This window comes from Marinobacter sp. PE14 (assembly GCF_053566155.1).
Genome location: NZ_JBQXNY010000002.1, coordinates 716,310 through 740,366 on the forward strand (window position 1 = coordinate 716,310; position 24,057 = coordinate 740,366).

Sequence of the window (24,057 nt, forward strand, 5' to 3'; positions counted from 1 at the left end):
GTTACCTCAGGCGGAGTCCCGTTTCTGCCGGCTCTTGAGCAGGCAGGATTCTTCGATGGTTTTTACCAGTTCCCGTGCCAGCTGCTCCGGGGTGCCACAGAAACCGGTACAACCGGTGGCGGCGACGGATTCGGGCATGGAGCTGTTGCCGCAGCTTGTGCTCTCCTGGACCCAGATCCGGCTACCGTAGGCTTTCAGTAAGGGCGCTGCAATAGCGCCATCATTACCCATGCCGGAAAAAAGAATAGCATGGCAGCGCTGGCCGTAATGATCCGCGACGTTGAGCAGGACCTGGTCAATAGACGGGCCATAGGGGCCCGGCCAGGCATTGCTTGTTTCCGTCAGGGCACCCTGTTCGTTCAGCTTCCATTCGTGCTCCACCGGCAGCAGCACGACATCACCATTCTTGACCCGGTAGCCTTCGTCGGCCCGCTTGAGCTGGTAGTGGGCGTGGCGACCCAGCACCCGCGTAAGAACCTCGGTGAAGTTCCCATCTATGTGCTGGGCATAGATGAAGCCCACGGGTAGATTCGGCGGCAGGTGGTCCAGAAACGTTTTTACCGCCGCCGGCCCTCCCAGTGAAGCGCCCAGAATCCAGACTTCCTCGGCCACCGAACCGGGTACTGCAGGCGGAATCCAGTGAGGCAGGCCTGGCGATGTTACTGGTGCCGGCGTTTCCTGCTCCAGTTCTGCCAGAGTGGCTTCTGAGTCCAGCTCTTCCAGGTGCCCCAGTTGCTGCTCGAGCTTGCCCAGCAAACGTCGTTCCCAGCGAAAATACTCGGTACTTCCTGGCTTGGGTGCTTCATCCAGTCCGAACAGTACCGGTGCCTCGGTATTTTCAAGCAGGTGATCGAACAGTAACGGGTGATCAGCCTCGTCTTCCAGGGTGACCAGCCAGAGGCTGGCATCCGGGAATTCCGGGTAGCCCAGCAAACGCTCGGGATCTCCGGAAAAGCTCACCTCCAGACCGAACTTGGATGTTGCGGCCTGCAGCCGGTGTCGCTGCAGAACCACATCCGAGACGATCCCGACCCGTGGCCGGCCAGTCAGGCCGGCCATCACTGACGTCCGGTCAGCCGCTCAATGGTCTCAAGCAACTCGGTTTCCTGGAACGGCTTGCCGAGATACTCGTTCACACCAATGGCCAGCGCCCGCTCGCGGTGCTTCTCGCCGGTCCGTGAGGTGATCATGCAGATCGGAATTTCCCGCAGGTTATCGTCGTGGCGCACAAAGCTGGCAACTTCGAAACCATCCATCCGCGGCATTTCGATATCCAGCAGGATGATATCCGGTTTGTGATCCTGCAGTTGTGCGACCGCGTCCAGGCCGTCTTTGGCGGTGATGACTTCCATGCCGTTACGCTCCAGCAGTCGTGAGGTTACCTTCCGTACCGTAACCGAGTCGTCCACCACCATGACCACGGTCGCCTGTTCCTCGTACCGGGCAGACTCGCGGGCTTTCTCGAGATTGGCCAGGCGCTGGCGTTCTGACAGGATGTCGGAACGGATCATGGCTGGCAGGTCGAGAATCACCACCACGTTACCGTCACCCAGGATGGTGGCACCGGACACGCCGCGCACCGTACTGAACTGGGGACCAAGGGATTTAACAACAATTTCCCGGCTGCCCATCAGGTTGTCCACCTGCAGGGCCATGGGCTGCTCGGCACCGCGCACCAGAATCACCGGCAGCGGCAGGGCCTGACCCTGAAGCTTCGGATGGTGGTCACTGTTGAGCAGGCTGCCCAGGTACTGGAGCCGGTATTCCTGGCCGGCGTATTCGTACATCGGCGCATCCGGCTTGTAGTATTCCTCAAGCTCGTAGGTGCTGACCCGGACAATACCCTCGATGGTGTTCAGCGGGATCGCGTAGAAATCCTCGCCGGTGGACACCATTAGCGCCCGGTTGACGGAAACCGTGAACGGCAGGCGAACCGTGAAGGTGGTCCCGCGGCCAACAGCGGAATCGATATCCAGGCTGCCACCGAGTTGTTTGATCTCGCTGGCAACCACGTCCATGCCCACGCCGCGGCCGGAAATCTGGGTCACCTGCTGGGCGGTGGAGAAGCCGGGCTGCAGGATAAACTGCAGGATTTCCCGCTCGGACAGGTCTTCGTCTTTCCCCAGCATGCCCTGACGGATCGCCTTGTCGCGAATGACCGAAGAGGGAATGCCGGCGCCATCGTCGATCATCCGCAGGACAACGTCGCCGCCTTCACGGGTCAATGACAGAGTGACTTCGCCGGTTTCCGGCTTGCCGGCTTGCTTGCGGTCCGCCGGGCTTTCGATGCCGTGGTCCAGGGCGTTCCGAAGCATGTGCTCCAGGGGCGCGATCATGCGCTCGAGGATATTGCGGTCCATTTCGCCTTCGGCGTTGCGGACGTCGAAGTCGACTTTCTTACCCAGTTCGCCGCTGATCTGGCGAACGATGCGCCGTAGACGCGGCACCATGGAGGCGAACGGAATCATCCGGGTCTTCATCAGACCCTCCTGGAGTTCCGTGTTGATCCGCGACTGCTGCACCAGCAGGGTTTCGGTGTCCCGTACCCGATCAGACAGGGTTTCCCGCAGGTCCGCAAGGTCCGAGGAGGACTCGGTCAGAGCCCGGGACAGCTGCTGGATGGAGGAGTAGCGGTCCATTTCCAGCGGGTCGAAGTCGTCGCCGTAATCCGGTCCGTGTTCTTTCTCGGCACTGAACAGGATCTGAGCTTCGGTCTCGATTTCCATCCGGCGCAGCTGCTCACGCAGACGCTCGATGGTGGCGGCCATTTCGTCCAGGGTATGGCCAAAATCACTGGTCTGCTGCTCAAGCCGGCCACGGGTAATACTGGTTTCACCCGCCAGGTTGACCAGCTCATCCAGCAGCGGTGCGGATACCCGGATGGTCTCCTGGGCCGCCCGCTGTGCTTCGGCCGCCTGTTTGCGAACCTTGGCCGGCGATTTTCCGGGCTTGGGTGCCGGTGCTGCCGGTTTTTCTACCTTGGCGGGAGGCGTCGGCTCCTCAGGCTTTTTCGGTTCCGGCGCGGCCGGGGCCTGCTGTTCGGCCTTTGCTGTTGGCACACCCATGCCGGATTCGTAGCCCTTACGGATGTCGTCAACCAGGGCGATGATGGCGTCGTGATCTTCGGTAATGGCCTGCCAGTGAGGGTCATCCGGGGCATTGCCGCCAAGGTCAATCAGGCGGGTTTCAAGGGCGTGGGCCCTGTCGCCGAGCTGGGTCAGCTGAGACAGCCGTGCGCCGCCTTTCAGGGTGTGCAATGCACGCTGGGCTTCCTGGTTAAAGCTGTGGTTTGCCGGTTCCTTGCGCCAGTCATCGAGCAACTGCTCCAACTGGTCCATGATTTCGCCGGCTTCCTCCAGGAAAATTTCCAGTACTTCCGGATCGATCGCTTCCTGTTCGGATTCTTCACGGGGGGCAGCGGTCTCTTCGGCGACCACTTCGTGGGCCGCCCGGAAGTCTCCAATCAGGCCCGCATCCGGCTCGGGCTTGCTGCCTTCTTCCAGGCTGTCGAGCATGGCCTTGAGGCTGCCTAATGCCCGGTCGCTGAGCTTCAGCAACGTCTTCTGGTTATTGGATCCGGAGATCAGGGGATCCAGGGCGTCGGACCAGGCCTCTGCCAGGTTGGCAATCGGATCGACGTCAGAAAGCCGTGCACCACCCTTCAGGGTATGCAGTTCCTGCTGCAGCTGGGTCAGGCCGGTCAGTTCTTCCGGCTCCTCGCGCCACTGGTCAAGACACTCACTGATGGCGTCGTAGATTTCCAGGCCTTCGTCCAGGAAGATGCCGATCAGGTCATCATCGCTGGCCTGTGCCAGAGTTTCGCTGAGGTCGGGGGCTTCTGCTGAATCCTCGGACGGCGCCGATTCGCCCCGAAGGATGGATTTAACGCGAGCGACCAGCTCCTCCGCCGGTGGGCAAGGCTTCTGGGTTGCCACTTGCTCGACCATTTGCGCCAGCCGGTCATGGCAGGCAAACAAGAGATCGTTCATGGCGTCGCTGGATTCCAGCTGACCTTCCGCAACCTTTTCAAACAGGTCTTCGAGAACGTGGGTGAGGTCGCCAATGGCCTCAACGCCAGCCATCCGGGCGCCACCCTTGAGCGTGTGGACATCCCGTTGCAGTTCCGCGGCAATGCTCCGGTCCGACGGGTCTTCGGTCCAGGTGTGCAGGGCGCTGCCGGTAGAGTTGATCAGGTCGTAGGCTTCTTCCAGGAAAATGCCGACCAGCTCCGGATCCAGGTGCGAGAGATCGGCAACACCGTCTTCCGTCTCGCCGGTTTCCGCGGTTTCAGGATCGGAATCGACGGGTTCCTCGACGTCCGGGAGCGAGGCCCGTTCTTCGTCGTTGAATTCCGGTTCCGCTTCTTCTTCCGGGCTGGCAACACTGGTGACCGGGCGTGATCCGGTGGCGCTGTCCATGTAAGCCTGGATTTCGCCAATCAGATCCGGCGCAGGGCGTGGCGGCTCCTTGGCTTCCAGGTTCTCGACCATGCCCGCAAGCCGATCGTGGCAGCGGAACAGCAGGTCTGAGAGCTCATCGTTGATCGATAGCCGTTGCTCCGTCAGTCCCTCAAACAGGTTTTCCAGCTCGTGGGAGAGGTCGCCCACGGCAGGAATGTCGGCCAGGCGTGCACCCCCCTTAAGGGTATGCAGATCCCGCTGTAGCAACCGAAGGATATCCAGATTTCCGGTATTTTCGCTCCAGTTCTGCAGCGCTTCAGCGGTGCTGTCGATGAGGTCGCGGGCCTCTTCCAGGAAGATTTCCGCAAGTTCCTCGTCCATGTCGTCATCGGATTCGGACATTTCCGGGAGCGGCGGTTGTTCGGTCGCTGCTGGTTCTTCATTTGCCGGTACTTCGGTTTCATCCATCTCAAAGCTGAGATCGATTTCCTCGAGGTCACCGGTGAATTCCTGCTCGAAGGCGTCGGGTTCCTGGTTTTCTGTGGTCGGGGCCCGCTTCAGGTTTTCGAGCGCGGTAACCATGTCGTCGCTGGATTCCGTGGCGAGCCCGGCGGCCACCTGATCCATCATGTTGATCAGCTGTTCGTGAGCTGCCCGAACGGTCTCGAAAAAGGCTTCGTCCGGCGCTTCATTGTGTCTGGCGGCTTCGTCGTAGGTGTCTTTCAGGGCGCCCGAGAGTGCGGCAACGTCGCCGAGCCCGGCTTCGGAGGCGCCGGAGGTCAACTGTTCCAGCTCGGAACGTAACGGGTTCAACGACTCCATTTCGCCGGGGTTGTCCGCCCAGTGGTCGAGAATCCGGTCGGCATCCAGAACAATGTCGAGGCCTTCGTTCAGGAACAGCTGAACCAGCCGTGACGGAGCCTGCTGCGGATGTTCGCGCGGGGCCTCCTCGCTGTGGCCGCGGAGTGTCTCGTCCGTCAGTTGGTCCAGTTTCTCGAGGAAGGCTTCGGTGCCCGGCAGCGAGGCCTGAGGATTTTCACGGATCTGGGCCAGGCCCTGGGTCAGAAAATCGCAGGCGGATTCGATCAGCGAAAGCACGTCGCGGTTGGCCCGCTTGTTCTGTGCCCGGGATTCCTTGACGAAGCGCTCCAGTGGTGTGATCACAGCAGCAATGGGTGCAATGCCAGCGGTATGGGCGCTGCCTTTGAGGGTATGCAGGGCCCGGGAAAGATCATCGGTGTAGGTAACCGTGGTCTTGTCTCCGGCTGCTGACAGGAAATCCTTCAGCGTCTGCAGGTGGGTCTCGGTTTCACTTTCAAAAATATCGAGCAATACCGGGTCGACCGCATCCTCTTCAGCCGTCTCGATATCTGCGCCTGTAGTCGTGGTTTCCCCTTCGGCTACGGCTTCGGAGCCGTCCGATTCGGCCGCCGGCATCGTGCTGGCATCAGGAATCTCCCCGTTGGCCAGAGCGTTGGCGCGGGCTTCCAGGTTGGAGGTATCGACGGACGCCGAACGGCGCTTCTCGAAATCTTCGACCAGGGCCGGCAGGTTGGCGGTGACATCTTCCAAAAGACTGGCGATGTCATCGTTCATGAAGATGCTGCCGTCGATAACGCGGTTCAGCATGTTTTCCACGGACCAGGCCAGTTCACCAACAACCAGTGCGCCGACCATACGGCCACTGCCTTTCAGAGTGTGGAAGGCACGGCGAACTTCGGACAGGGCGCTGCGGTCATCGTGCTGACGCAGAAGCATCGGCAGGTATTCGCGAATGGTGTCCAGCACCTCACCGGCTTCTTCGACGAATATTTCGAGTATTTCATCGTCAATCAGGTCGTCGTCATCGGCGGCTTCTTCATCGATGGATGTCGGGATTTCGTGCTCTTCTTCTCCCTGGTCGGCGACTGTGTCTTCGACCTCGGGAGTTTCCGGCCCCGCCACGGCATCGTCGTCGGTGCGACGGGTGGTTGCCATGGCCTCGGCCCGGTTGATGAGTTCAGCTACGTCGCCTGCGGTCTGGCCGTCCTTGAATTCACGGATCAGTGATGGAATGCGTGCATTGACCTCGTCCACCAGGGAAAACATGTCTTCGGTGGGGCGAATGGTCTGATCGATTACCCGGTTCAGCAGGTTTTCCACAGACCATGCCAACTCGCCGATACTGGTCGCGCCCACAAGTCGTCCGCTGCCCTTGAGAGTATGGAAAGCGCGACGAACCTCGGTCAGAGCCTCACGGTCGTCGTGATTCTGGCGCAGACGGGGATAGAATTCATGAATGGTCTCGAGAACCTCTTCGGCTTCCTCAACGAAAATGCCGAGAATCTCGTCGTCCAGGAGTTCCGCATCCGAGCTTTTGGCTTCTTCCGGGGCGGCCGAAACGCTGGCTTCATCCTGCTCGTCAGACGGTTCAAGGACGGGCTCTTCCTGGGCCGTGGCTTCAGTCCAGGTGGGCTCAGCCCCGACCGGGAAACCGAGGGAAGCGAGACTGTCCTCGGCAACCCGGAGAATCGAATCGTTTTCGCCAATCCCTTCAGCGAGGCGCTCCAGGTAATACTCGATGCTGGTAACCGCATCGGCCAGGATGTCGAGCTGCTTCCAGTCAGGAACCTGCTTGCCGTCCAGCAGCACATCGCTGATGTAGCGCTCTGCCGAGGCCAGCATGCTTGCAACCCGGTCCAGCGGGATCAGGCTGAGGCCACCGCGAATGCTGTGCAGCAGGCCAGGGACATGCTCGATTTCCCGGGTATCCCATTGCGAGGCAATAAAATTGACGATGGCGGATTTCACCTGTTCCAGGGTGTTCCGCGATTCCCGCAGCAGCGCGCCGCTGGCCTCGCCCAGTTCCCGGGAGCCCAGGTTAATCGGTGCATCGGAGGTTTCGTCTGTGGACGACTCCTGATGACCTTCACTGTCCAGGCCGGCGAGACTGGCTTCGACGTAAAGCAGTGCGCCGGCGATATCCATCAGCGTGCCATCATCAACCAGCTCGGCCTGGGCGCTGAGTTTCTCAACCAGTTCAACCTGTTCGGTGATCACTTTCCGTGGTATGCCCAGACCCAGTACAGCCAGGGTATTGGCCACCTGACGCAGGCCAGGCAACAGATCGTCAAGTTCACTGTTCTGGCGGAGTTCTGAGCGGACAAACAGATCCAGCTGATCCTTCAGTTTCGCCAGCTCTTCATTGAGCGCGCCGACAACGGAATGGATGGCGTCCCGGCCGGGGCCGGATACCCGGGTTCGGGCGGCATCAACATCGTCTTCTGACGGCAGTGCCTGGTTAAGCTGGTAGGCATCCCGTAGGGCACTGACCTGGGGGGAATCCAGATCCCGCGCACGGGCAACATAGTAGAGCAGGTGTTTGAGCAGCGCTTCCGGTGCCGGTTGCTGAAGGATATCGGCGTGCTCGTCGGTCAGTCGGCGTATTTCACTGTCCAGCTCCCTGAGCAGGGATTTCACCGCCGCATTCACCGGGTTCACGTGTGCCTGAAGTGTTTCCACGAACGCACTGGCCGCTTTCCAGAGCTCGCCCCGGGGCGTTTTCTGGCATAAACGGACCAGCCGTTGAATAACCTTCTGCATGTACTCGAAATGGGCATCGAGATCCGCTTCCCGGATGACACCGGCCAGCGCGAACTGGTACATCTGGCGCAGTTTGCGGATGTGGCCCAGGACTGTTGGGTCCTGCAGGCGCTGGGAGACCTTCCCGGACACGGTAATGCGCGAGGGTGCCAGGTCCGGTTTGAACAACGAGGTATCAGACAGCAGGGATTCGCCACGGGCGGCCCGGAGGTCGTTTAGCAGTGGCAGCAGCACCATCGGGAAATCGTCCTGGCTGCTGGCCAGATGCTCGAGGTACTGGGGCAACTGCAGGATGGCCTGCATCAGGACTTCAACGGCTTCGTCGGTATTGGCAACGGTTTCGTTGAGTACGGCCTGGGTGAGCTTTTCCATCTCCTCGGTGAGCAGGGCTGCACCGTAGAGCTCGACCATTTGCAGGGTGCCATGTACCTGATGGAGATAATTCAGGCAGAAGCGCAGGCGCGCGGTGTCGTCACGATTCTCGACATACGCTTCCAGTGCATGCTGACCCTGGGTCAGCGTGTCCTGTATCTCTCCCCGAACCCAGTCGAGGGCGATGCTGTCATGGTGATTGCCCATAACCACTCCGGTTATTCTTCGTCAGTCTGGCGTTTGATCCACGCCAGCACATGTTCCGAGGGGACTCTCTGTAACCCTGGAGGCTGCCAGTCGGTCAGCTCTCCCTGGCCCAGTACCAGCAACCCCCCGGGCGCCAGCCGCTCTGCAAGTCGCTTGACAATTTCCCGCCGGCGCCAGCGGCGGAAATAAATCAGCAGATTCTGGCAGAAGATAATGTTCATCCCGTGCATGGGTGCCTTATCCAGGTCCAGAACATTCAGTCTGGTAAAGCACACCCTGTCGCGGATGCTGTTCACGATTTCTACGGTATTCCGCTCGGCCGGGCGGAAATACCGGGCTTTCATTTCTTCGTCCATTCCCAGCAGTTTGCGGGGATTGAACTGACCGTTCCGGGCCTTCTCGATCACCGGCTTGCTGATGTCAGAGCCGGTGACACCGAACAGAGGCTGCAATGCCAGCTGCTCCATGCATTCATTCAGCACCATGGCCAGGGTGTAGGGCTCTTCCCCGGTGGAACATCCGACACTCCACGCCTCCAGAGGGCGCTTTTTCAGCTGTTCCCGCGGCCGTGTCAGGACATAGTCGGATACCAGCCGGAAAGCGTCGGGATCCCGGAAGAACCGGGTTTCCTGGACAGTGAGCCGGTCCACCAGCGTTGACCATTCCCTGATCGCATCCGGCCCGGATACGATTTTTTCGTAATAGGCCTGATAGCTGCTGCAGCCGATTTCCCGCATCCGGATGCCAAGGTTCGTTTCCAGAAACGATCGGCGCTCGGGCGACAGAGTGATACCGGTTCGGTGTTCCAGCAGGGTTTGCCACTGGCTGAACTGCGCCTCGTCCATATCAGGGAGTCGGCGCAGTGACCAGATGCCCTCGGCAGGTGACAGGTTGTTATGCATTTGCGCCATAAACCGTCAACAGCCCTGGAACGGAAATCAGCCCACCACCGGAACGTCGCTGTCTTCCTCTTCCTCGTGATCAGCCACGTCTTCTTCCGGCAGAGTGAAGCCGGCAACGGAGGACCGAAGCTCGGACGCCATTTCTGCCAGGTTACCGATAGACTTCGCAGTCGCGTTGGTACCGGAAGACGTCTGGGACGTGATTTCCTGGATAACGTTCATGGTGTTGGAAATGTGCGCCGCCGACGACGACTGCTGACGTGCAGCGTTGGAGATGTTCTGGATCAGTTCCGCCAGAGACATGGATACGTTCTCGATTTCCTCGAGGGCGATACCCGCGTCCTGGGCCAGACGGGCACCACGGACCACCTCGGCGGTGGTGTGTTCCATGGAGATAACCGCTTCGTTGGTGTCCGACTGGATCGTCTTGACCAGCGCTTCAATCTGCTTGGTCGCTGCAGAGGAGCGTTCCGCCAGTCGCTGTACTTCGTCCGCAACAACCGCGAAGCCCCGGCCCGCGTCACCGGCCATGGAGGCCTGGATCGCCGCGTTCAGGGACAGGATGTTGGTCTGGTCGGCGATGTCGTTGATCAGGGATACGATGTCACCGATTTCCTGGGAAGATTCACCCAGACGCTTGATCCGTTTGGAGGTTTCCTGGATCTGCTCACGGATGTTGTCCATGCCGCGGATGGTGTTCTGTACCACTTCCGCGCCTTTCTTAGCGATCGCAACCGACCGCTCCGCAACCGCGGAGGACTCGGCAGCGTTGGAGGATACCTGGTCGATGGACACGGCCATCTCGTTCACCGCGGCGGAGGCGCCGGCGATTTCCTGGGCCTGGTGCTCGGAAGCATCGGCAAGATGCATCGCAGTGGCCTGGGTTTCTTGAGCCGCTGACGCTACCCGTACCGCAGTACCACGAATCGCCTGTACCAGTCCGCGCATCTGGTCGATCGCGTAGTTGATGGAGTCGGCGATGGCACCGGTGAAGTCCTCGGTTACCGTGGCCTCGGTGGTCAGGTCACCATCAGCCAGGTCGGCCAGTTCGTCCAGTAGTCGCAGGATCGCGTTCTGGTTCTGCTCGTTCTGCTCTTGCGTAGTAGCCAGTCGGGCCTGGGCTTCGCGGTACAGGGCCAGACCGATAAACACAACAATGGCAACCATGGCGGCCAGGATCGCAAAGGCCAGGGTCGGGCTGACCAGGCGTGAGCCGGACTGGGTCCGGAAGTTCTCGGCCAGTACAGAGAGTTCGGAAAGCAGGATCTCGGAATTCTGGAAGATGTCGCTGGCAGCAGTACGTACCTTGAAGAGGTCGGGAGAGGCTTCAAGGATTGCGTCTACGTTTTGGGAAACGAACTGGAACAGTTCATCGACAGCTTCGAGGCCGTAGATGGCGTCTTCGTCATTTACCTGCGATATCCCCATGGCAGGGTTGCCGTTCAGCTGGCCTTCAAGCACTCGGCCGAACAGGCTTGCGTCACGACCGAAACGGTCCGCGGCAATAACCGCGTCTTCGTCACCGGAGAGTACGTTGTTAACCGAGCGAACAATCCGCTCCGCCAGGAGTGACTGACGCTGCGCCAGTGCGATTTGTTCGGCGGGTGCGTCGTTGTCGAGCAGGATCTGTACGATATCGTCGTACTCAACCTGCAGCTGCGGAATGGTTTCGTTCAGGGTCCGGGCAACCTCGTGGAGGCCGAGCACCGCATCCTGGGTGGAGAGGATGCTGTCGGCATTTTCCCGCACGGTGTTCCAGTTTTCCTGGACGCCACTCTGCTGGGCCAGTTCACTCGGCGGCAGGCCAGTTTCCGGATTGCCCTCGGTTACGTTGGTCCAGAGCTGCTGGAATTCGTCACGGGAGCGGCGCAGCTGGTTGAAGGCCTCGGCGGTACCGCCGGCAGCTTCGGTCGCGTTCTTCGCAATCTCCTGAGAGAGCACCCTCAGTTCGGCGGTGTTGGCGATGTATTCCTGATCGTTCTGGCTGTCTGTATTGATAATGAACAGCACCACAACGAGCAGGATAGTGAGTGCGATCAGCGCGGCGATCAGGCCGGCAACCAGCTTGTTGCCTCCCTGTCCCATACTGAGTCTTCCGGCTCTGTTCTTCATTTTCTGGCTCCCGGCCTCTTCAAGAAATTGGCAAGTTTGTTTTTTCGGGTTTCAGGCGGTCAGGGTGATGTTCCTGCCATTGTCACCACCCTTACCACTGTGCGACGTCAAGAAATCGTTCGTCCTCGAGCAGGTCGACGGCCGAAAACACTTTCCAGACTTCCTCGTTGCGTTCATAACCGCCTGAGACAAACGGTCGAACGTTTTCAGGTACGCCCTCGGGCGAATCCTTGAAACTGTCAGTTGCGAAATACTGCATGCCCAGCACACTATCGACGACCAGCCCGCTGAAAATGTCACCCTGCTCTACCACCAGCACGCGCCGTTCCCGCTGGCTACGGGACGAGCGGGGTATATCGAAAAAGCCGGCAAGATCAACCAGGGGCAGAAGGCGGCCGCGAACATTGGCTGCGCCAAGCAGAAACGGGCGAACCCCCGGTATGTGGGTAAACCGGGGGACGTGGAGGATTTCAGTGACTTCGCCCATGGGGGCAACGTAGCGTTCGCCTGCGAGAACGAAGCCGATGCCGTTCCACAGTTCAACGGCTTCCTGTTGTTCCGGCAGGCCGGCGGCCAGCGACCGGCTGCGCGCGGCGATATCCGTCAGAACGGCAAAAGGGGCGGCCTGGGCGGACATGCTTACTCCACGGTTGGGGATCAGGCAATCAGACTGTTGATTGTTTTGATCAGGTCGTCTTCGTTAACCGGCTTGACCAGGTAACCCTTGGCGCCCTGGCGGGTGCCCCAAACGCGGTCAGTTTCCTGATCCTTGGTGGTTACGATGACGACCGGGATGGACGCGGTTTCCGGGGCGCGGGTCAGTTGGCGGGTTGCCTGAAAGCCGTTCAGGCCGGGCATAACCACATCCATCAGAACCAGATCCGGGGTCTCTGCGCGAGCCTTGGCAACGCCGTCTGCGCCGTTGTCAGCTGTAAGCACCTCGTGCTTATGCTTTTCCAGGATCGTGGAGATTTTCTTAACCTCGGTAGGGGAATCGTCAACAATAAGAATGCGGGCCATGGTTTCCTCGATGGTTCTTGGGGTCAGCAGGTTTACTGTTCCGCCTGTGGAACATACTGGCGGATGGTATTAAGCAGCTCATCCTTACTGAACGGTTTGGTCAGATACTGGTCCGAGCCGACGATGCGGCCCTTGGCCTTGTCGAACAGACCGTCCTTGCTGGAGAGCATAATAACCGGCGTCTTTTTGAAGGAGGAATTGTTCTTGATAAGTGCGCAGGTCTGGTAGCCGTCCAGGCGGGGCATCATGATATCGACAAAAATGATGTCCGGCTGTGAATCGGCAATCTTGGCAAGAGCGTCAAAGCCGTCAGTCGCGGTGATGACCTCACAGCCGACCTTTTTTAGAAGGGTTTCTGCGGTGCGACGTATGGTTTTACTGTCGTCGATCACCATGATCTTCAAGTTCTCGAAGTTGTCATCCATTGTCCAACTGCCTTGCGCTCAGCGACTGTCGTTATTTTAAAACGGGGGTTTTAACACAAACCTTAAGGTTCTTCTATAAACCCCGCTCATTTATAGATTATCAATGGCCGGATAAAAAGTATTAGTTTGTGACCAAATGTACTTCTGCCCGCAACGTCACGTAACTGACTGAGGATTTCTCCGGATGCATTTGCAGCTCGGGTACAATACCATCTGATTTCAAAGCATAGCACTTAATGTCTGGTCCGCTCTGCAGACCGGTTCGTGTTTTTAACCCTCAGGAGTGCAGGAACGCCCATGACCGTCAGACTCGGGATCGTGATGGATCCGATTGAAGATATCCACTTCAAGAAAGACAGCTCACTGGCCATGTTGCTGGCTGCCCAGAAACGCGGTTGGGAAATCGAGTACATGGAGCTGCCGGACATGTATCTGGATGGCGGTAAGGCCATGGCGCATACTCGGGATCTTACGGTCCACATGGACCCGGAAAACTGGTACAGCTTTGGGCCGAGCCAGGACCGAGCGCTGGGCGATCTGGATGTCATCCTGATGCGCAAGGATCCGCCGGTAGACCGGGAGTTCCTGATGGCCACCTATATATTGGAAGCGGCCGAGCAGCAGGGCGCGCTTGTGGTCAACCCGGCATCCACGCTTCGCGACTGCAACGAGAAGCTGTTTGCCACCCAGTTCGAGGACCTGACACCACCGCTGCTGGTCAGCCGCTCGGCAAGCCGTTTCCGCGAGTTCTATGCTAAACACGGCGATGTCATCATGAAGCCGGTGGACGGCATGGGCGGTCATTCGATCTTCCGTATCAGGGAGAACGATTTCAATCTCGGTGTCATCATCGAAACCCTCACCAACTATGGCACGCACCAGGCCATGGCCCAAAAATACATCCCCGAAATCAGCGATGGCGACAAGCGTATCTTACTGATCGACGGTGAACCGGTACCCTATTCCCTTGCGAGAATACCCTCCCATGGCGAGAATCGGGGCAATCTGGCCGCCGGCGGCCGCGGTGAAGGTCGTGAACTGACCGCGCGGGATCGGGAGATCTGCGAACGTGTTGCCCCGGTGATTAAAGAGAAAGGCCTCATTTTTGTGGGGCTGGATGTCATCGGTGACTACCTCACCGAAATCAATGTCACCAGCCCGACCTGTATCCGGGAACTCGATGCGGCCTTCGGGATCGATATCGGTGGGATGTTGATGGACGCGATTGCAAAGCGCCTGGGCCAGGCATAATCCGGTGATGGCGACCGGGCAGGTATAACGACAGGATCCGTATCAGGAATGGCAGTTCAGGTAAGCGACTTCGACCGGTTTTCCTTCACCCTGTTTATGGCGCTGGCGGTGCACGCCATCGTGGTGCTGGGAATCACCTTTGCGCCTGAACCGCCCCGTTCCTCTGCCCAGACCATGGAAATCACCCTGTCTCAGTTTGACGATGAGGAAGCTCCGGAGAAGGCGGACTTCCTGGCCCAGACCAGTCAGAAGGGCAGTGGTACCGAGGAAGAGGTGCGGGAAATGACCACCCCGCAACCGGCGGAGGTGAGCCAGCCGGAGGTGGCCCAGGTTCAACCCGAGCCTCCTGCTCAAACCGAGCCGCAGCCGCGCCAGGAAAAGCAGGTGGTACAGACCGAGAGTCCTTCCAGTCAGAAGGTTCGCCAGCCTGAGGAGCCCACCAGGCCGGAAGAGGAACCTCTGCCGGTTCGCGAGAAAAAGAGCCTGATGGAGCGTAGCCTCGAAATTGCCAGCCTTGAAGCTCGCTTCGATGCCCAGCAGCAGGCCTATGCCCGCAAACCCAGGGTCATGCGGGTAACCGCCGCCTCTACGCTCAAGTCCACCAACGCCTGGTACGTTCAGAACTGGGTGAGCAAGGTAACGCGGGTGGGGAATATCAACTACCCGACCGAGGCGCGCAATGCCGGAATCTATGGCACACTGCGAATGCTGGTGTCACTGAAGAAAGACGGCACCATTAAAGAGGTGGCGATCCTGCAGTCTTCCGGCAGCACCGTCCTGGATGATGCTGCCATCCGTATAGTCAGGATGGCCTCACCTTTTGCACCATTTCCGGACGAAATGCGGAAAGAGGTGGATGAACTCGAAATCATACGTACCTGGTCCTTCCAGCGTCGGGGGCTGACATCCGGATGACAGCATCAAAACACTCTCCCCATAGCTTGCGCCACCAGTTCCTGGTGGCATCGCCCTATCTCGCTGATCCGCGTTTCCATGGCGGCGTGATCTACATTTGTGAGCATTCTGACGACGGTGCCCTGGGGTTAATGGTCAATCAGCCGCTGGACATCCACCTTGGTGAAATTCTGGAACAACTGGACCTGCCAGGAGGCGAGCTGGATCTGCCGGTTTTCAGCGGTGGTCCGGTGCAGCAGGAGCGCGGCTTTGTGCTGCATCCTCCGGGCACCAGCTGGCAGAACACGGCGAAGGTCACCGACGATGTTCTGCTGACCACATCCCGCGATGTATTGGCAGGCATTGGTCGTGGCGAAGGTCCCGACGAGTACCTGGTGGCATTGGGTTACTCCGGCTGGAGCGAAGGACAACTGGAAGAGGAACTGGGCAGCAACGCCTGGCTCACCTGTCCGGCCAACACCGACATTCTGTTCCGTACTCCCTGGGAAGATCGATACAAGGCGGTGCTGCAGCTGATCGGCATTGATCTCAATCAGCTCAGTGAATCGGTCGGCCATGCCTGAACCAGCGAGCCGTCGCGTTATGGCGTTCGATTTTGGCACCCGCCGTATTGGCGTAGCCGTCGGCCAGGAATTGCTTGGGTCCGGCCAACCGGTGGCTCTGATTCCCGCCCGTGACGGTATCCCCGATTGGCAACAGATTGAATCCCTGCTTGAGGAGTGGCGTCCGGACCTGGTCGTGGTCGGTTTGCCCCTTAACATGGACGATACCGAAAACGATATGTGTGCCCGGGCGCGCAAATTCGGCAAGCGTCTTCATGGACGCTACCACGTGCCGGTCGAGATGGTGGATGAGCGGCTCACCAGCTTCGAGGCCAAGGGTGAAGTGATGGCCGCCGGAGGCAGTCGTGATTTTGGTCGCCACGGGGTGGATGACCGGGCCGCGGTGCTGATCCTGGAAACCTTTTTTCAACAGTGAGGACCGAATGACGGCATTGCTTGATATTGATCAGTTGCTTGACCAGATGGAAGCCGGGCTGCGTCAGGCGCTCGAGCAACGGGGCGTGCAATCCCCGGTCCTGATCGGTATACGGACCGGAGGCGTCTGGCTGGCCGACGTGCTGAGCAAACGCCTTGGCATCGAAGAGCCGTTCGGCGAACTGGACATCTCCTTCTATCGCGATGATTTCAGCCGCATCGGCCTGAATCCCCGGGTGAAACCCTCGAGTCTGCCCTTCGATACCGAAGGCCGTGACATCGTCCTGATTGACGATGTCATCATGAGCGGCCGGACGATCCGGGCCGCCATGAATGAGATCTTCGATTATGGCCGTCCAGCCAGTATCATACTGGCGACCCTGATTGACCTCGGCGCCCGGGAACTGCCCATCCAGCCGGATGTGGCTGGCAAGACAATGGTGTTGGAACCCCATCAGCGCGTCAAACTGCGTGGCCCCGACCCGCTCCGTATCGAGCTTCAGGAAGCCGGACAATAAACCTCCGAATCGGATAACAGGCGACCCATGACCGCGAACGACTCCTCCCCGCACCACTTGCAGCTGACCCGGGATGGTCAGTTGCGGCACTTTCTCACCCTCGACGGCCTGGACCGGGCACTGCTGACCGACATTCTGGACACAGCGGACTCCTTTATCGAGGTCGGTGAGCGCACCATCAAGAAAGTGCCGCTGCTCCGTGGCCGAACCGTGGTAAACCTGTTTTTCGAATCCAGCACCCGAACCCGCAGCACCTTTGAACTGGCGGCCAAGCGCCTGTCTGCAGACGTACTCAACCTGGATATCAGCACCTCGGCCACTTCGAAGGGTGAATCCCTGTCCGACACGCTGCTGAACCTCGAAGCCATGGCCAGCGACATGTTTGTGGTCCGGCACTCCCAGAGTGGCGCGCCGCATTTTATTGCCGAGAGTGTCACTCCGGGGGTGGCCATTATCAACGCCGGTGACGGGCGCCATGCGCATCCGACCCAGGCCATGCTGGATATGTTGACGATTCGCCAACACAAGGGCCGTTTCGAGGGCCTTAAAGTTGCCATCGTTGGCGACGTGCTGCACTCCCGGGTAGCCCGCTCCCAGATCCGTGCCCTGAACGAACTGGGCGCCGAAGAAGTTCGCGTTATTGCCCCGGGAACCCTGCTTCCCAAAGACGTGGAAAGCTTGGGCTGCACGGTGGAATACGATATGGCCCGGGGGATGAAGGATCTGGACGTGGTGATCATGTTGCGCCTTCAGAAAGAACGGATGGAAGGGGCATTGCTCCCCAGTGAGCGGGAGTTCTACCGGCTATACGGCCTGAACCAGCAGAAACTGTCGCTGGCCCATCCGGAATGCATCGTTATGCACCCGGGGCCGATCAACCGCGGTGTTGAAATCGAATCGGCGGTTGCCGACGGGCCGCAATCGGTGATTCTGAACCAGGTCACCAACGGCATTGCCATCCGGATGGCAGTCATGTCCATGGCCATGGGTGGCCAGGTTTCAGAACGGCAGCAGAACTTGAGCGAGAGGGGCCAGGCATGAGCAGTGTCACCACATCCGGAAGCAGCCTGAAGATTATCGGGGGTCGACTGTTCGATGGTCAGGGCGACGAGAAGGAAAATGCCGCGCTGCTGATTCGGGATGGTCGTATTGCCGCGATGGGCGAGGCCGCCGCCCGGGAGCAGGCCGACGAGACAATCAGTGCAGAAAACGCAGTCATAACGCCGGGGTTTGTCGATCTGTGCTGTAACCTCCGTGAGCCGGGCAATGGCCAGAAAGGTAATATCGCTTCCGAGACGCTGGCGGCGGCCCATGGCGGCTTCACGACGGTCTGCGCCTCGCCGGAAACCTCACCGGTGAACGATTCCAGTGCGGTCACCCACCTGATCCGTGACGGAGCTGCCAGTCGTTCGCCCATCCGGGTCCTGCCCATAGGTGCCATCACCCGAGGCCTGGAGGGTGATCTGCTCAGCGATATGGCCGGTCTGGCCTCCGCCGGCTGTGTTGCCGTGGGTAATGGTTCCCGGGGCGTGCGCAATGCCCGCATTTTGCGACGTTGCATGGCCTACGCCCAGACCTTTGGTTTGACGGTGATGTTCAGCCCTGAGAACCAGGCCCTGGCCGCCGACGGCTACGCCCACGACGGCCTGGTAACCTCGCGCCTGGGGCTGCTCGGTATTCCGGAAGTCGCGGAAACCGCTGCGGTGATGGAAATGCTGTTGCTGGCGGAGGAAACCGGGGTACGGTTGCATCTGAGCCAGCTCTCCTGTGGTCGCAGTGTTGAAATGCTGGCCGAAGCCCGCCGCCGCGGCATTGCGGTAACCGCCGATGTGGCCATACACCAGCTTGTGTTCACCGAGGAAGCTCTGGCCGGTTTCGACAGCCGCTTCCATGTTCGGCCTCCTCTGCGCGGCGAGGGCGATCGGAAGGCGTTGATAGCCGGTGTTCGGGACGGTGTGATTGATGCCATTGTCAGTCAGCATCAACCTCACGATACCGCCGCCAAGCAGGCACCCATGGCAGCCACCGAGCCGGGACTGTCTAGCATTGAGAGTGTGCTGTCGCTGGGGCTGGAACTGGTGGAGATGAATGAGCTGGCACTGCCTGATCTGATTCGCGCGCTGACCAACGGTCCGGCTTCCGCGCTGGGCAGAACAGCCCGCCTTGCCGAGGGCGAAATCGCTGATGTCTGTGTGTTTGATCCTGATGCCTTTTGGACACCGAACTCGAAAACACTGGTTTCAGCCGGTCGCCATGCGCCGGTGACCGATCGCGAACTGCCGGGTGTCGTCCGGCTCACCCTCAGTGAGGGTCGAAAGGCCTGGCCAAAGCCGGCTATCTGAATCCGGCTTAGGCGACAAAGTGCGGCAGGGGTTGCGGAACCTCTGTCGACACCATCACAGAATCCCCTCCTTTTGCTGAAAAACCCTTGATGGCAGGCACCTGTGCCAACGTATTCTTGTAGCCGTCGCCCTATGGTCGACCAAGGAAAGCGTGGCCTGACCGGTTCATTTTCACAGACCGGCGCCCGACAATAATAACCAGGAGTCATCCCGTGAAATCAGCAAACCTCCCCCAGCGGGTAGCTTTGGCAGCTGCCCTCTGTGCCAGTCTGGTATTCCCCTCGATGGGGCAGGCACAGGCGCAGAACGAGCCTCTGGAACGCAGCTTTTGCGTTTTTGACCCGGTTGGTGCCAATGGCCCCCTGTTTGCCATCACCAAAACCTTCCAGTCGGTTGCCCTGAAAAACGGCATCAAGCTGGACCTTCGCGCCTACACCGATGAGAAGGTGGCCGCCGAGGATTTCAAGGCGGGCCAGTGCGACGCCGTGCTGCTCACCGGCACCCGGGCCCGGGAATTCAACAAGTTCACGGGCAGCCTTGAAGCCATGGGCGCAGTGCCCGGCGAAGAGGAAATGCGGCTGCTGTATAATACCCTCAGCCAGCCCAAAGCCCGGCCGTTCCTGATTGATGGCCCCTACGAGGTCGCCGGGGTATTCCCCGGGGGCGCCATCTACCTGCACACCCGGGACCGCTCTATTGATTCTGTCGAGAAACTGCAGGGCAAACGGATTGCAACCCTCGATTACGATCAGGCATCCGTGCGGATGGTTCGCCATGTGGGCGCATCTGTGGTGGGATCCAATTCCGCGAACTTTGCCGGCAAGTTCAATAATGGCAGCGTGGACCTCGCCTATGCCCCGGCTGTCGCCTACACACCACTGGAACTGTACAAAGGCGTTCAGCCTAACGGGGCCGTGGTCAAATATGCCCTCGGGTATATGAATTTCCAGGTAATCATCCATCGCGACCGTTTCCCGGATTCCGCCGGCCAGATGGTGCGTGATCAGGCCATCAAACGCATAGACGAGGCCTACGAGATTATTGCCCAGGCAGAGGCTGAAATTCCGGAAGAGGTCTGGATGCAGTTGCCCCAGGAAGACACCGCCGAATACGACAAGATGCTGCGCAAGGTGCGCCTCTCGTTACTGGAGGACGGTGTTTACGATGAGCGAGCCATCAAGTTGATGAAAGCGATTCGGTGCCGGGTAGATGCTACCCGCTCCGAGTGTGCTTCCGTCGCCGGAACCTGAGGCCGGAGTGAAGCAGGCCCGCGTCTGCGGGCCTGTGCCTGACTAGCGTATTTCGTCTTTCAGAGCCTTGCCGGCCTTGAAGCCAACGGTTTTGCTGGCGGGGATGCGAATGGTCTCGCCGGTTTGTGGGTTGCGTCCGTCCCGCGCCTCGCGGCTGCGGATATTGAAGGTGCCAAAGCCAATCAGGGTGGTGTCTTCGCCACGGGAGGCGGCGGCCGACACCTGGTCGGTAAACGCGGTAATCACTTCGCTGGCCTTGTCCCGGGTCAGGCCTGTGCGATCGGCAATGGCCGCGGCGAGTTCAGGTTTGCGCATCGGATACTCCTTTTATTGTATTTCTGCGGGTTCGGTCTGTGCTGGCCGGAATCACAACGACTCTCGGTTGCTCCAATCTATAGTGGCTCGCGGCCCATTGTGCAAACCATCGAGTGGCATAGGTGTGTGTAAATTGGCGTCATTTGCGGCATCGGTCGCATAAAAACGGGGCCTCCTACGCCATAATGCGTGCCTGGTTACAGACTGTAACAAACCGGTTTCTCCGCCAGAGTCCGGGCCGTGCGATTGCAGCAGGGCTGCATCAGAACAAAAAACGCAAAAGGTGAAGAAGGTATGACCCATTTCCGGAATCCCTCCCGCAAGTCGCCATTTTCCTCGCGTCGAGTACGTAACCTCGCGGTGGCTTTCACGGCCACTGTGGTCCTTGGAGGCTGCAGCGCGGTGAATCACGTGATGTACAAGACCACCGGGGATGTGATGCAGGGTTTCTCCAGGGATCACACGGTGCCTTTTCTGATGGAAAGCAACGATCTGGCCATGGGGTGCGCCATGAGCGAGGCGACTGCTCCATTGCTGATGTCGTTCGGCCGCGTTACCAATGAGCCGGACCAGCTGGCAGTGATGCTCTACCTCAGTGCTGGCGGCTGTGCCGAGGAAGAGGCCAGGGAGCACGAGCTGGCAGCCCTTTCGGCCCTGCATGCCATGAACGGCAATGCGGCTGAGGATGCCATGATACGCCAGAAGCGGGCCCATAGCGTTGCTGCCCGACGTTATTACAAGGCCTGGCAGCACCACAATGCCCACTACGGTAATCCCGCCGACGGCGAATGCCCGGATTTCGATGACGACATGGACGAGTTTATCTACATGGCCGGTCTTCTCTCCGGTCTCCAGGCGCTCAATGCCCAGATTCAGTCCACCTCGTCCATTGGCGTACCGGCGAACGTTGGCTCCATTGCCGCCCGGGCCACGAGCTGCCTCGATAATGAAAAATGGTGGGGCGCGCCCATGGCTTTGCGAGCAACGGTGTGGGCGATGATTCCGGGTGCCCAGCCCGAGGGTGAGAACGCGTTCGAACGGCTGGCCGTTGCCGACGATCAGGGCGAGGTTGCGGGCGTGCGTTTGCCTCATGTTTTCCACGCCATTGCGGCCCTGAACAAGGATGACGAGGCCATGGTCCGGTCGGTAATCCGGGATCATGCCGAATCGATCGAGAATACACCGGCCAATGAGCAGTGGCGGTTCGTGGACGCCATGGCCACCGATATGATTGTCGCGGTCTCTGACCGACTCTGGGTAGAGAACACCGGGCACCGTACACCCATGGGGCAGCTAGGCAGCTTCTGGGATGACCAGGCGGAAGCCGTTGAAACCATGGATCTGGACGATCTGCTGTAACCACTCCCTACCCAGAGTAATCAGTTATGTCGAAGGGCGGTTTTGATCGTAGCGGGCTGGAGTGGTTTTCATCGCTGCCAGCCTGCCTGTTATTGCTGGCGGTGGTCATTTTCTCCACGAGCAGTGATATCCACAACCAGATGCTTCGGGGCGGTGAACAGCTCTGGAGTGGCTATTACAAGTTGCGGATGGATCCGGTTCAGCCCACCTGCGATCCGAACCGGGATATCGACGCGGCGGTTGCTGAAGAAATGGCGGCGGATGCCGAGACGGATGACCCGATGGCGGCGTTGCTGGGGGCCGAGGAAAAAGACCCGGCTGACGTCCGGCTTGCCATCGAACGAGCGGTTGCTGACTGCCGCGAGGCCCACCAGAATTTTGAAAATCTCAGTGACCAGCTGACACCGGGCGTGAAAGCCTATCGGGCCATCGAGCTTTTTATTGCTGACCTGATCGCCTTTGGCCTGGAGTCACAGCGTTTCATTCTGGTGATTCTGGTCATGCTGTGTGCGGTCACCGCGACCCTCACTCGTCACCATATCGCCATGCGTGCCATGGAAACCCGGCTGGATTACACCGTCTCCCACACTCTTCAAACCATCGCCAATGCCATGCTGCTGGGCTCGAGCGCAATCTTTCGCCAGTCCAGCCTGGGTTCAGACACGGCGGTCTCTTCCGAAGAGCTGTTGCTGCACAATTTCTGGATTATCGGTTTCGCCTGCCTCACGCTGGCCAGCCTCTACCGGCTGTTCCGGATGCCTGATGATCTTGAGGAGGGCGGCAGTCTGAACAAGGCCTTCCTGGCCGTTCCGCTCTATACCGTGATGTGTCTGATCTCCGGCACCTATTTCGCTCTGATCGGACACGCGTCGGGGATTGGTATCTATCTCGGCAAGATGATGGAACTGTCCGACATGTTCCTGAATGTCGGTCTGTATGTGTGGGTGGGCATGATGCTCAAGCAGACCCGCCTGGCCACCCTGGTGTTCAATGTTTTCCGGCCCTGGCGCATGCCGCCGGAAATGCTGGCGGTTGTAGCGGTTCTGGTGGCTGCCGTGCCCACGGCCTACACCGGTGCCTCGGGCATCTTCGTCATTGCGGCCGGTGCCGTCATCTACAGTGAGCTGCGTGCCGCCGGTGCCCGGCGGCATCTGGCCCTGGCGGCGACCGCCATGTCCGGTTCCCTGGGCGTGGTTTTGCGGCCCTGCCTGCTGGTGGTTGTGATTGCTTACCTGAACCGGGAAGTCACCACTGACGAGCTGTTTGGCTGGGGCATCTGGGTGTTCGTGCTGACCGCCACCATGTTCGCGATTGTGGCCCTCAGTGTGAACCGACAGAGTGAGTTTAACCTGGCGCCTTCGGCCGAAGCCTTCCCGGCCATGACGCAGGCGCTCAAACCCTTGATTCCCTATGTTCTGGTTATCGCTGCCGTGGTGCTGTTCTACCGTCTGGCGCTGGACGTGAGCATGGATGAGTTTTCGGCTCCGAGGCTGCTGCCGGTGATCATGCTGGCAATCCTTGTTTACGAGCATGTCAGCCTGAAAAACCGGTCAGGAAAAGCCTCGGGGGAGATCAACCACCAGGGGCTGGAGCGCAGTCTCCGCGGCGCCACCAACGATACGACGGCGGAAATTGGCGCGCTGTTGCTGTTGCTGGGTCTGTCGGTCAGCATCGGTGGGGTGATCGAACGGGCTCACCTGATGGAGGCCTTCCCGCAGTCGTTTGACAGTGCCTGGTCAGCAATGCTGCTGATGGTGGTGATTCTGGTGATTCTGGGCATGATCATGGACGCATTCGGTGCCGTGATCCTGGTGACTGCCACCGTGGCCACGATTGCCTACTCCAGTGGCATTCATCCGATCCATTTCTGGATGGTGACCCTGGTGGCCTTCGAGCTGGGCTACCTGAGCCCGCCGGTGGCCCTGAACCATCTGCTGACCCGGCAGGTGGTTGGAGAGGCGGAAGTGCTGGCGGCGCAGCAGGAAACGGGGACTTTTTATCAGCGCCATGAGCGTATCATCATGCCGCTGATTGCCATGGGGATTTCGCTGGTGTTGGTGGCCTTTGTGCCGCTTATATTCTACGCCTGATTACAGGATGTGGGGCGACC

18 protein-coding genes are annotated in these 24,057 nt (G+C 59.5%); 10 read left to right on the plus strand and 8 right to left on the minus strand.

Annotated elements, in window-relative coordinates; all coding sequences use genetic code 11:
- Positions 1-6: 6 nt before the first annotated feature.
- The 7 genes from ACWJ62_RS09110 to pilG all read right to left on the minus strand — a co-directional run bounded on the left by ACWJ62_RS09110 (position 7) and on the right by pilG (position 13,020).
- Positions 7-1,059: a chemotaxis protein CheB gene (locus ACWJ62_RS09110; RefSeq protein WP_449285893.1), complete on the minus strand. Its 1,053-nt coding sequence runs from the start codon at positions 1,057-1,059 to the stop codon at positions 7-9.
- Positions 1,059-8,561: an Hpt domain-containing protein gene (locus tag ACWJ62_RS09115; RefSeq protein WP_449285894.1), complete on the minus strand. Its 7,503-nt coding sequence runs from the start codon at positions 8,559-8,561 to the stop codon at positions 1,059-1,061. Before ACWJ62_RS09115 ends, ACWJ62_RS09110 begins: the two co-directional genes overlap by 1 nt.
- A gap of 11 nt (positions 8,562-8,572) precedes the next feature.
- Positions 8,573-9,472, minus strand: a complete 900-nt coding sequence (locus tag ACWJ62_RS09120) for a CheR family methyltransferase (RefSeq protein WP_449285895.1) — start codon at positions 9,470-9,472, stop codon at positions 8,573-8,575.
- A gap of 27 nt (positions 9,473-9,499) precedes the next feature.
- Positions 9,500-11,575: a methyl-accepting chemotaxis protein gene (locus ACWJ62_RS09125; RefSeq protein WP_041645743.1), complete on the minus strand. Its 2,076-nt coding sequence runs from the start codon at positions 11,573-11,575 to the stop codon at positions 9,500-9,502.
- A gap of 91 nt (positions 11,576-11,666) precedes the next feature.
- A complete protein-coding gene (locus ACWJ62_RS09130; protein WP_064229600.1) occupies positions 11,667-12,212 on the minus strand; it encodes a chemotaxis protein CheW in 546 nt (181 codons plus the stop codon).
- Between the two features lie 20 nt (positions 12,213-12,232).
- Complete coding sequence (gene pilH / locus ACWJ62_RS09135; RefSeq protein ID WP_011787171.1) at positions 12,233-12,595, minus strand: twitching motility response regulator PilH; 363 nt, start codon at positions 12,593-12,595, stop codon at positions 12,233-12,235.
- Between the two features lie 32 nt (positions 12,596-12,627).
- Positions 12,628-13,020 (minus strand): twitching motility response regulator PilG, encoded by a 393-nt coding sequence (gene pilG / locus ACWJ62_RS09140; RefSeq protein ID WP_008175635.1) that lies wholly within the window; start codon positions 13,018-13,020, stop codon positions 12,628-12,630.
- Between the two features lie 297 nt (positions 13,021-13,317).
- On the opposite strand from pilG, the gene gshB reads away from it, so the two are divergent.
- From gshB to ACWJ62_RS09180, 8 genes are all read left to right on the plus strand, one after another.
- Positions 13,318-14,271: a glutathione synthase gene (gene gshB, locus ACWJ62_RS09145; protein ID WP_449285896.1), complete on the plus strand. Its 954-nt coding sequence runs from the start codon at positions 13,318-13,320 to the stop codon at positions 14,269-14,271.
- Positions 14,272-14,319: 48 nt separating this feature from the next.
- Positions 14,320-15,186: a TonB family protein gene (locus ACWJ62_RS09150; RefSeq protein WP_449285897.1), complete on the plus strand. Its 867-nt coding sequence runs from the start codon at positions 14,320-14,322 to the stop codon at positions 15,184-15,186.
- On the plus strand, positions 15,183-15,749 hold the full coding sequence (locus tag ACWJ62_RS09155; protein WP_449285898.1) for a YqgE/AlgH family protein: 567 nt from the start codon (positions 15,183-15,185) through the stop codon (positions 15,747-15,749). The genes ACWJ62_RS09150 and ACWJ62_RS09155 overlap by 4 nt, the downstream gene beginning before the upstream one ends.
- Positions 15,742-16,164, plus strand: coding sequence for a Holliday junction resolvase RuvX (gene ruvX, locus ACWJ62_RS09160; protein WP_008175643.1), 423 nt, complete (start codon positions 15,742-15,744; stop codon positions 16,162-16,164). The genes ACWJ62_RS09155 and ruvX overlap by 8 nt, the downstream gene beginning before the upstream one ends.
- Positions 16,165-16,171: 7 nt before the next feature.
- Positions 16,172-16,681 carry a bifunctional pyr operon transcriptional regulator/uracil phosphoribosyltransferase PyrR gene (gene pyrR, locus ACWJ62_RS09165; RefSeq protein ID WP_449285899.1) on the plus strand — a complete coding sequence of 170 codons (510 nt, stop codon included), beginning with the start codon at positions 16,172-16,174 and terminating at the stop codon, positions 16,679-16,681.
- Between the two features lie 27 nt (positions 16,682-16,708).
- Positions 16,709-17,722 carry an aspartate carbamoyltransferase catalytic subunit gene (locus ACWJ62_RS09170; RefSeq protein ID WP_449285900.1) on the plus strand — a complete coding sequence of 338 codons (1,014 nt, stop codon included), beginning with the start codon at positions 16,709-16,711 and terminating at the stop codon, positions 17,720-17,722.
- Positions 17,719-19,023 carry a dihydroorotase gene (locus ACWJ62_RS09175; RefSeq protein ID WP_449285901.1) on the plus strand — a complete coding sequence of 435 codons (1,305 nt, stop codon included), beginning with the start codon at positions 17,719-17,721 and terminating at the stop codon, positions 19,021-19,023. Before ACWJ62_RS09170 ends, ACWJ62_RS09175 begins: the two co-directional genes overlap by 4 nt.
- A 284-nt stretch (positions 19,024-19,307) precedes the next feature.
- A complete protein-coding gene (locus ACWJ62_RS09180; protein WP_449286171.1) occupies positions 19,308-20,273 on the plus strand; it encodes a putative solute-binding protein in 966 nt (321 codons plus the stop codon).
- 42 nt (positions 20,274-20,315) lie between these two features.
- On the opposite strand, the gene ACWJ62_RS09185 is transcribed toward ACWJ62_RS09180, so the two are convergent.
- Positions 20,316-20,588, minus strand: a complete 273-nt coding sequence (locus tag ACWJ62_RS09185; RefSeq protein WP_148608575.1) for an HU family DNA-binding protein — start codon at positions 20,586-20,588, stop codon at positions 20,316-20,318.
- Between the two features lie 294 nt (positions 20,589-20,882).
- Here ACWJ62_RS09185 and ACWJ62_RS09190 point away from each other — a divergent pair, with 294 nt between their 5' ends.
- Together ACWJ62_RS09190 and ACWJ62_RS09195 are read left to right on the plus strand one after the other, a co-directional pair.
- Entirely contained in the window at positions 20,883-21,947 is a 1,065-nt protein-coding gene (locus ACWJ62_RS09190; protein WP_449285902.1) for a hypothetical protein, read from the plus strand.
- A 26-nt stretch (positions 21,948-21,973) separates the two neighbouring features.
- Positions 21,974-24,037, plus strand: coding sequence for a TRAP transporter large permease subunit (locus ACWJ62_RS09195; protein ID WP_449285903.1), 2,064 nt, complete (start codon positions 21,974-21,976; stop codon positions 24,035-24,037).
- Positions 24,038-24,057 lie beyond the last annotated feature (20 nt).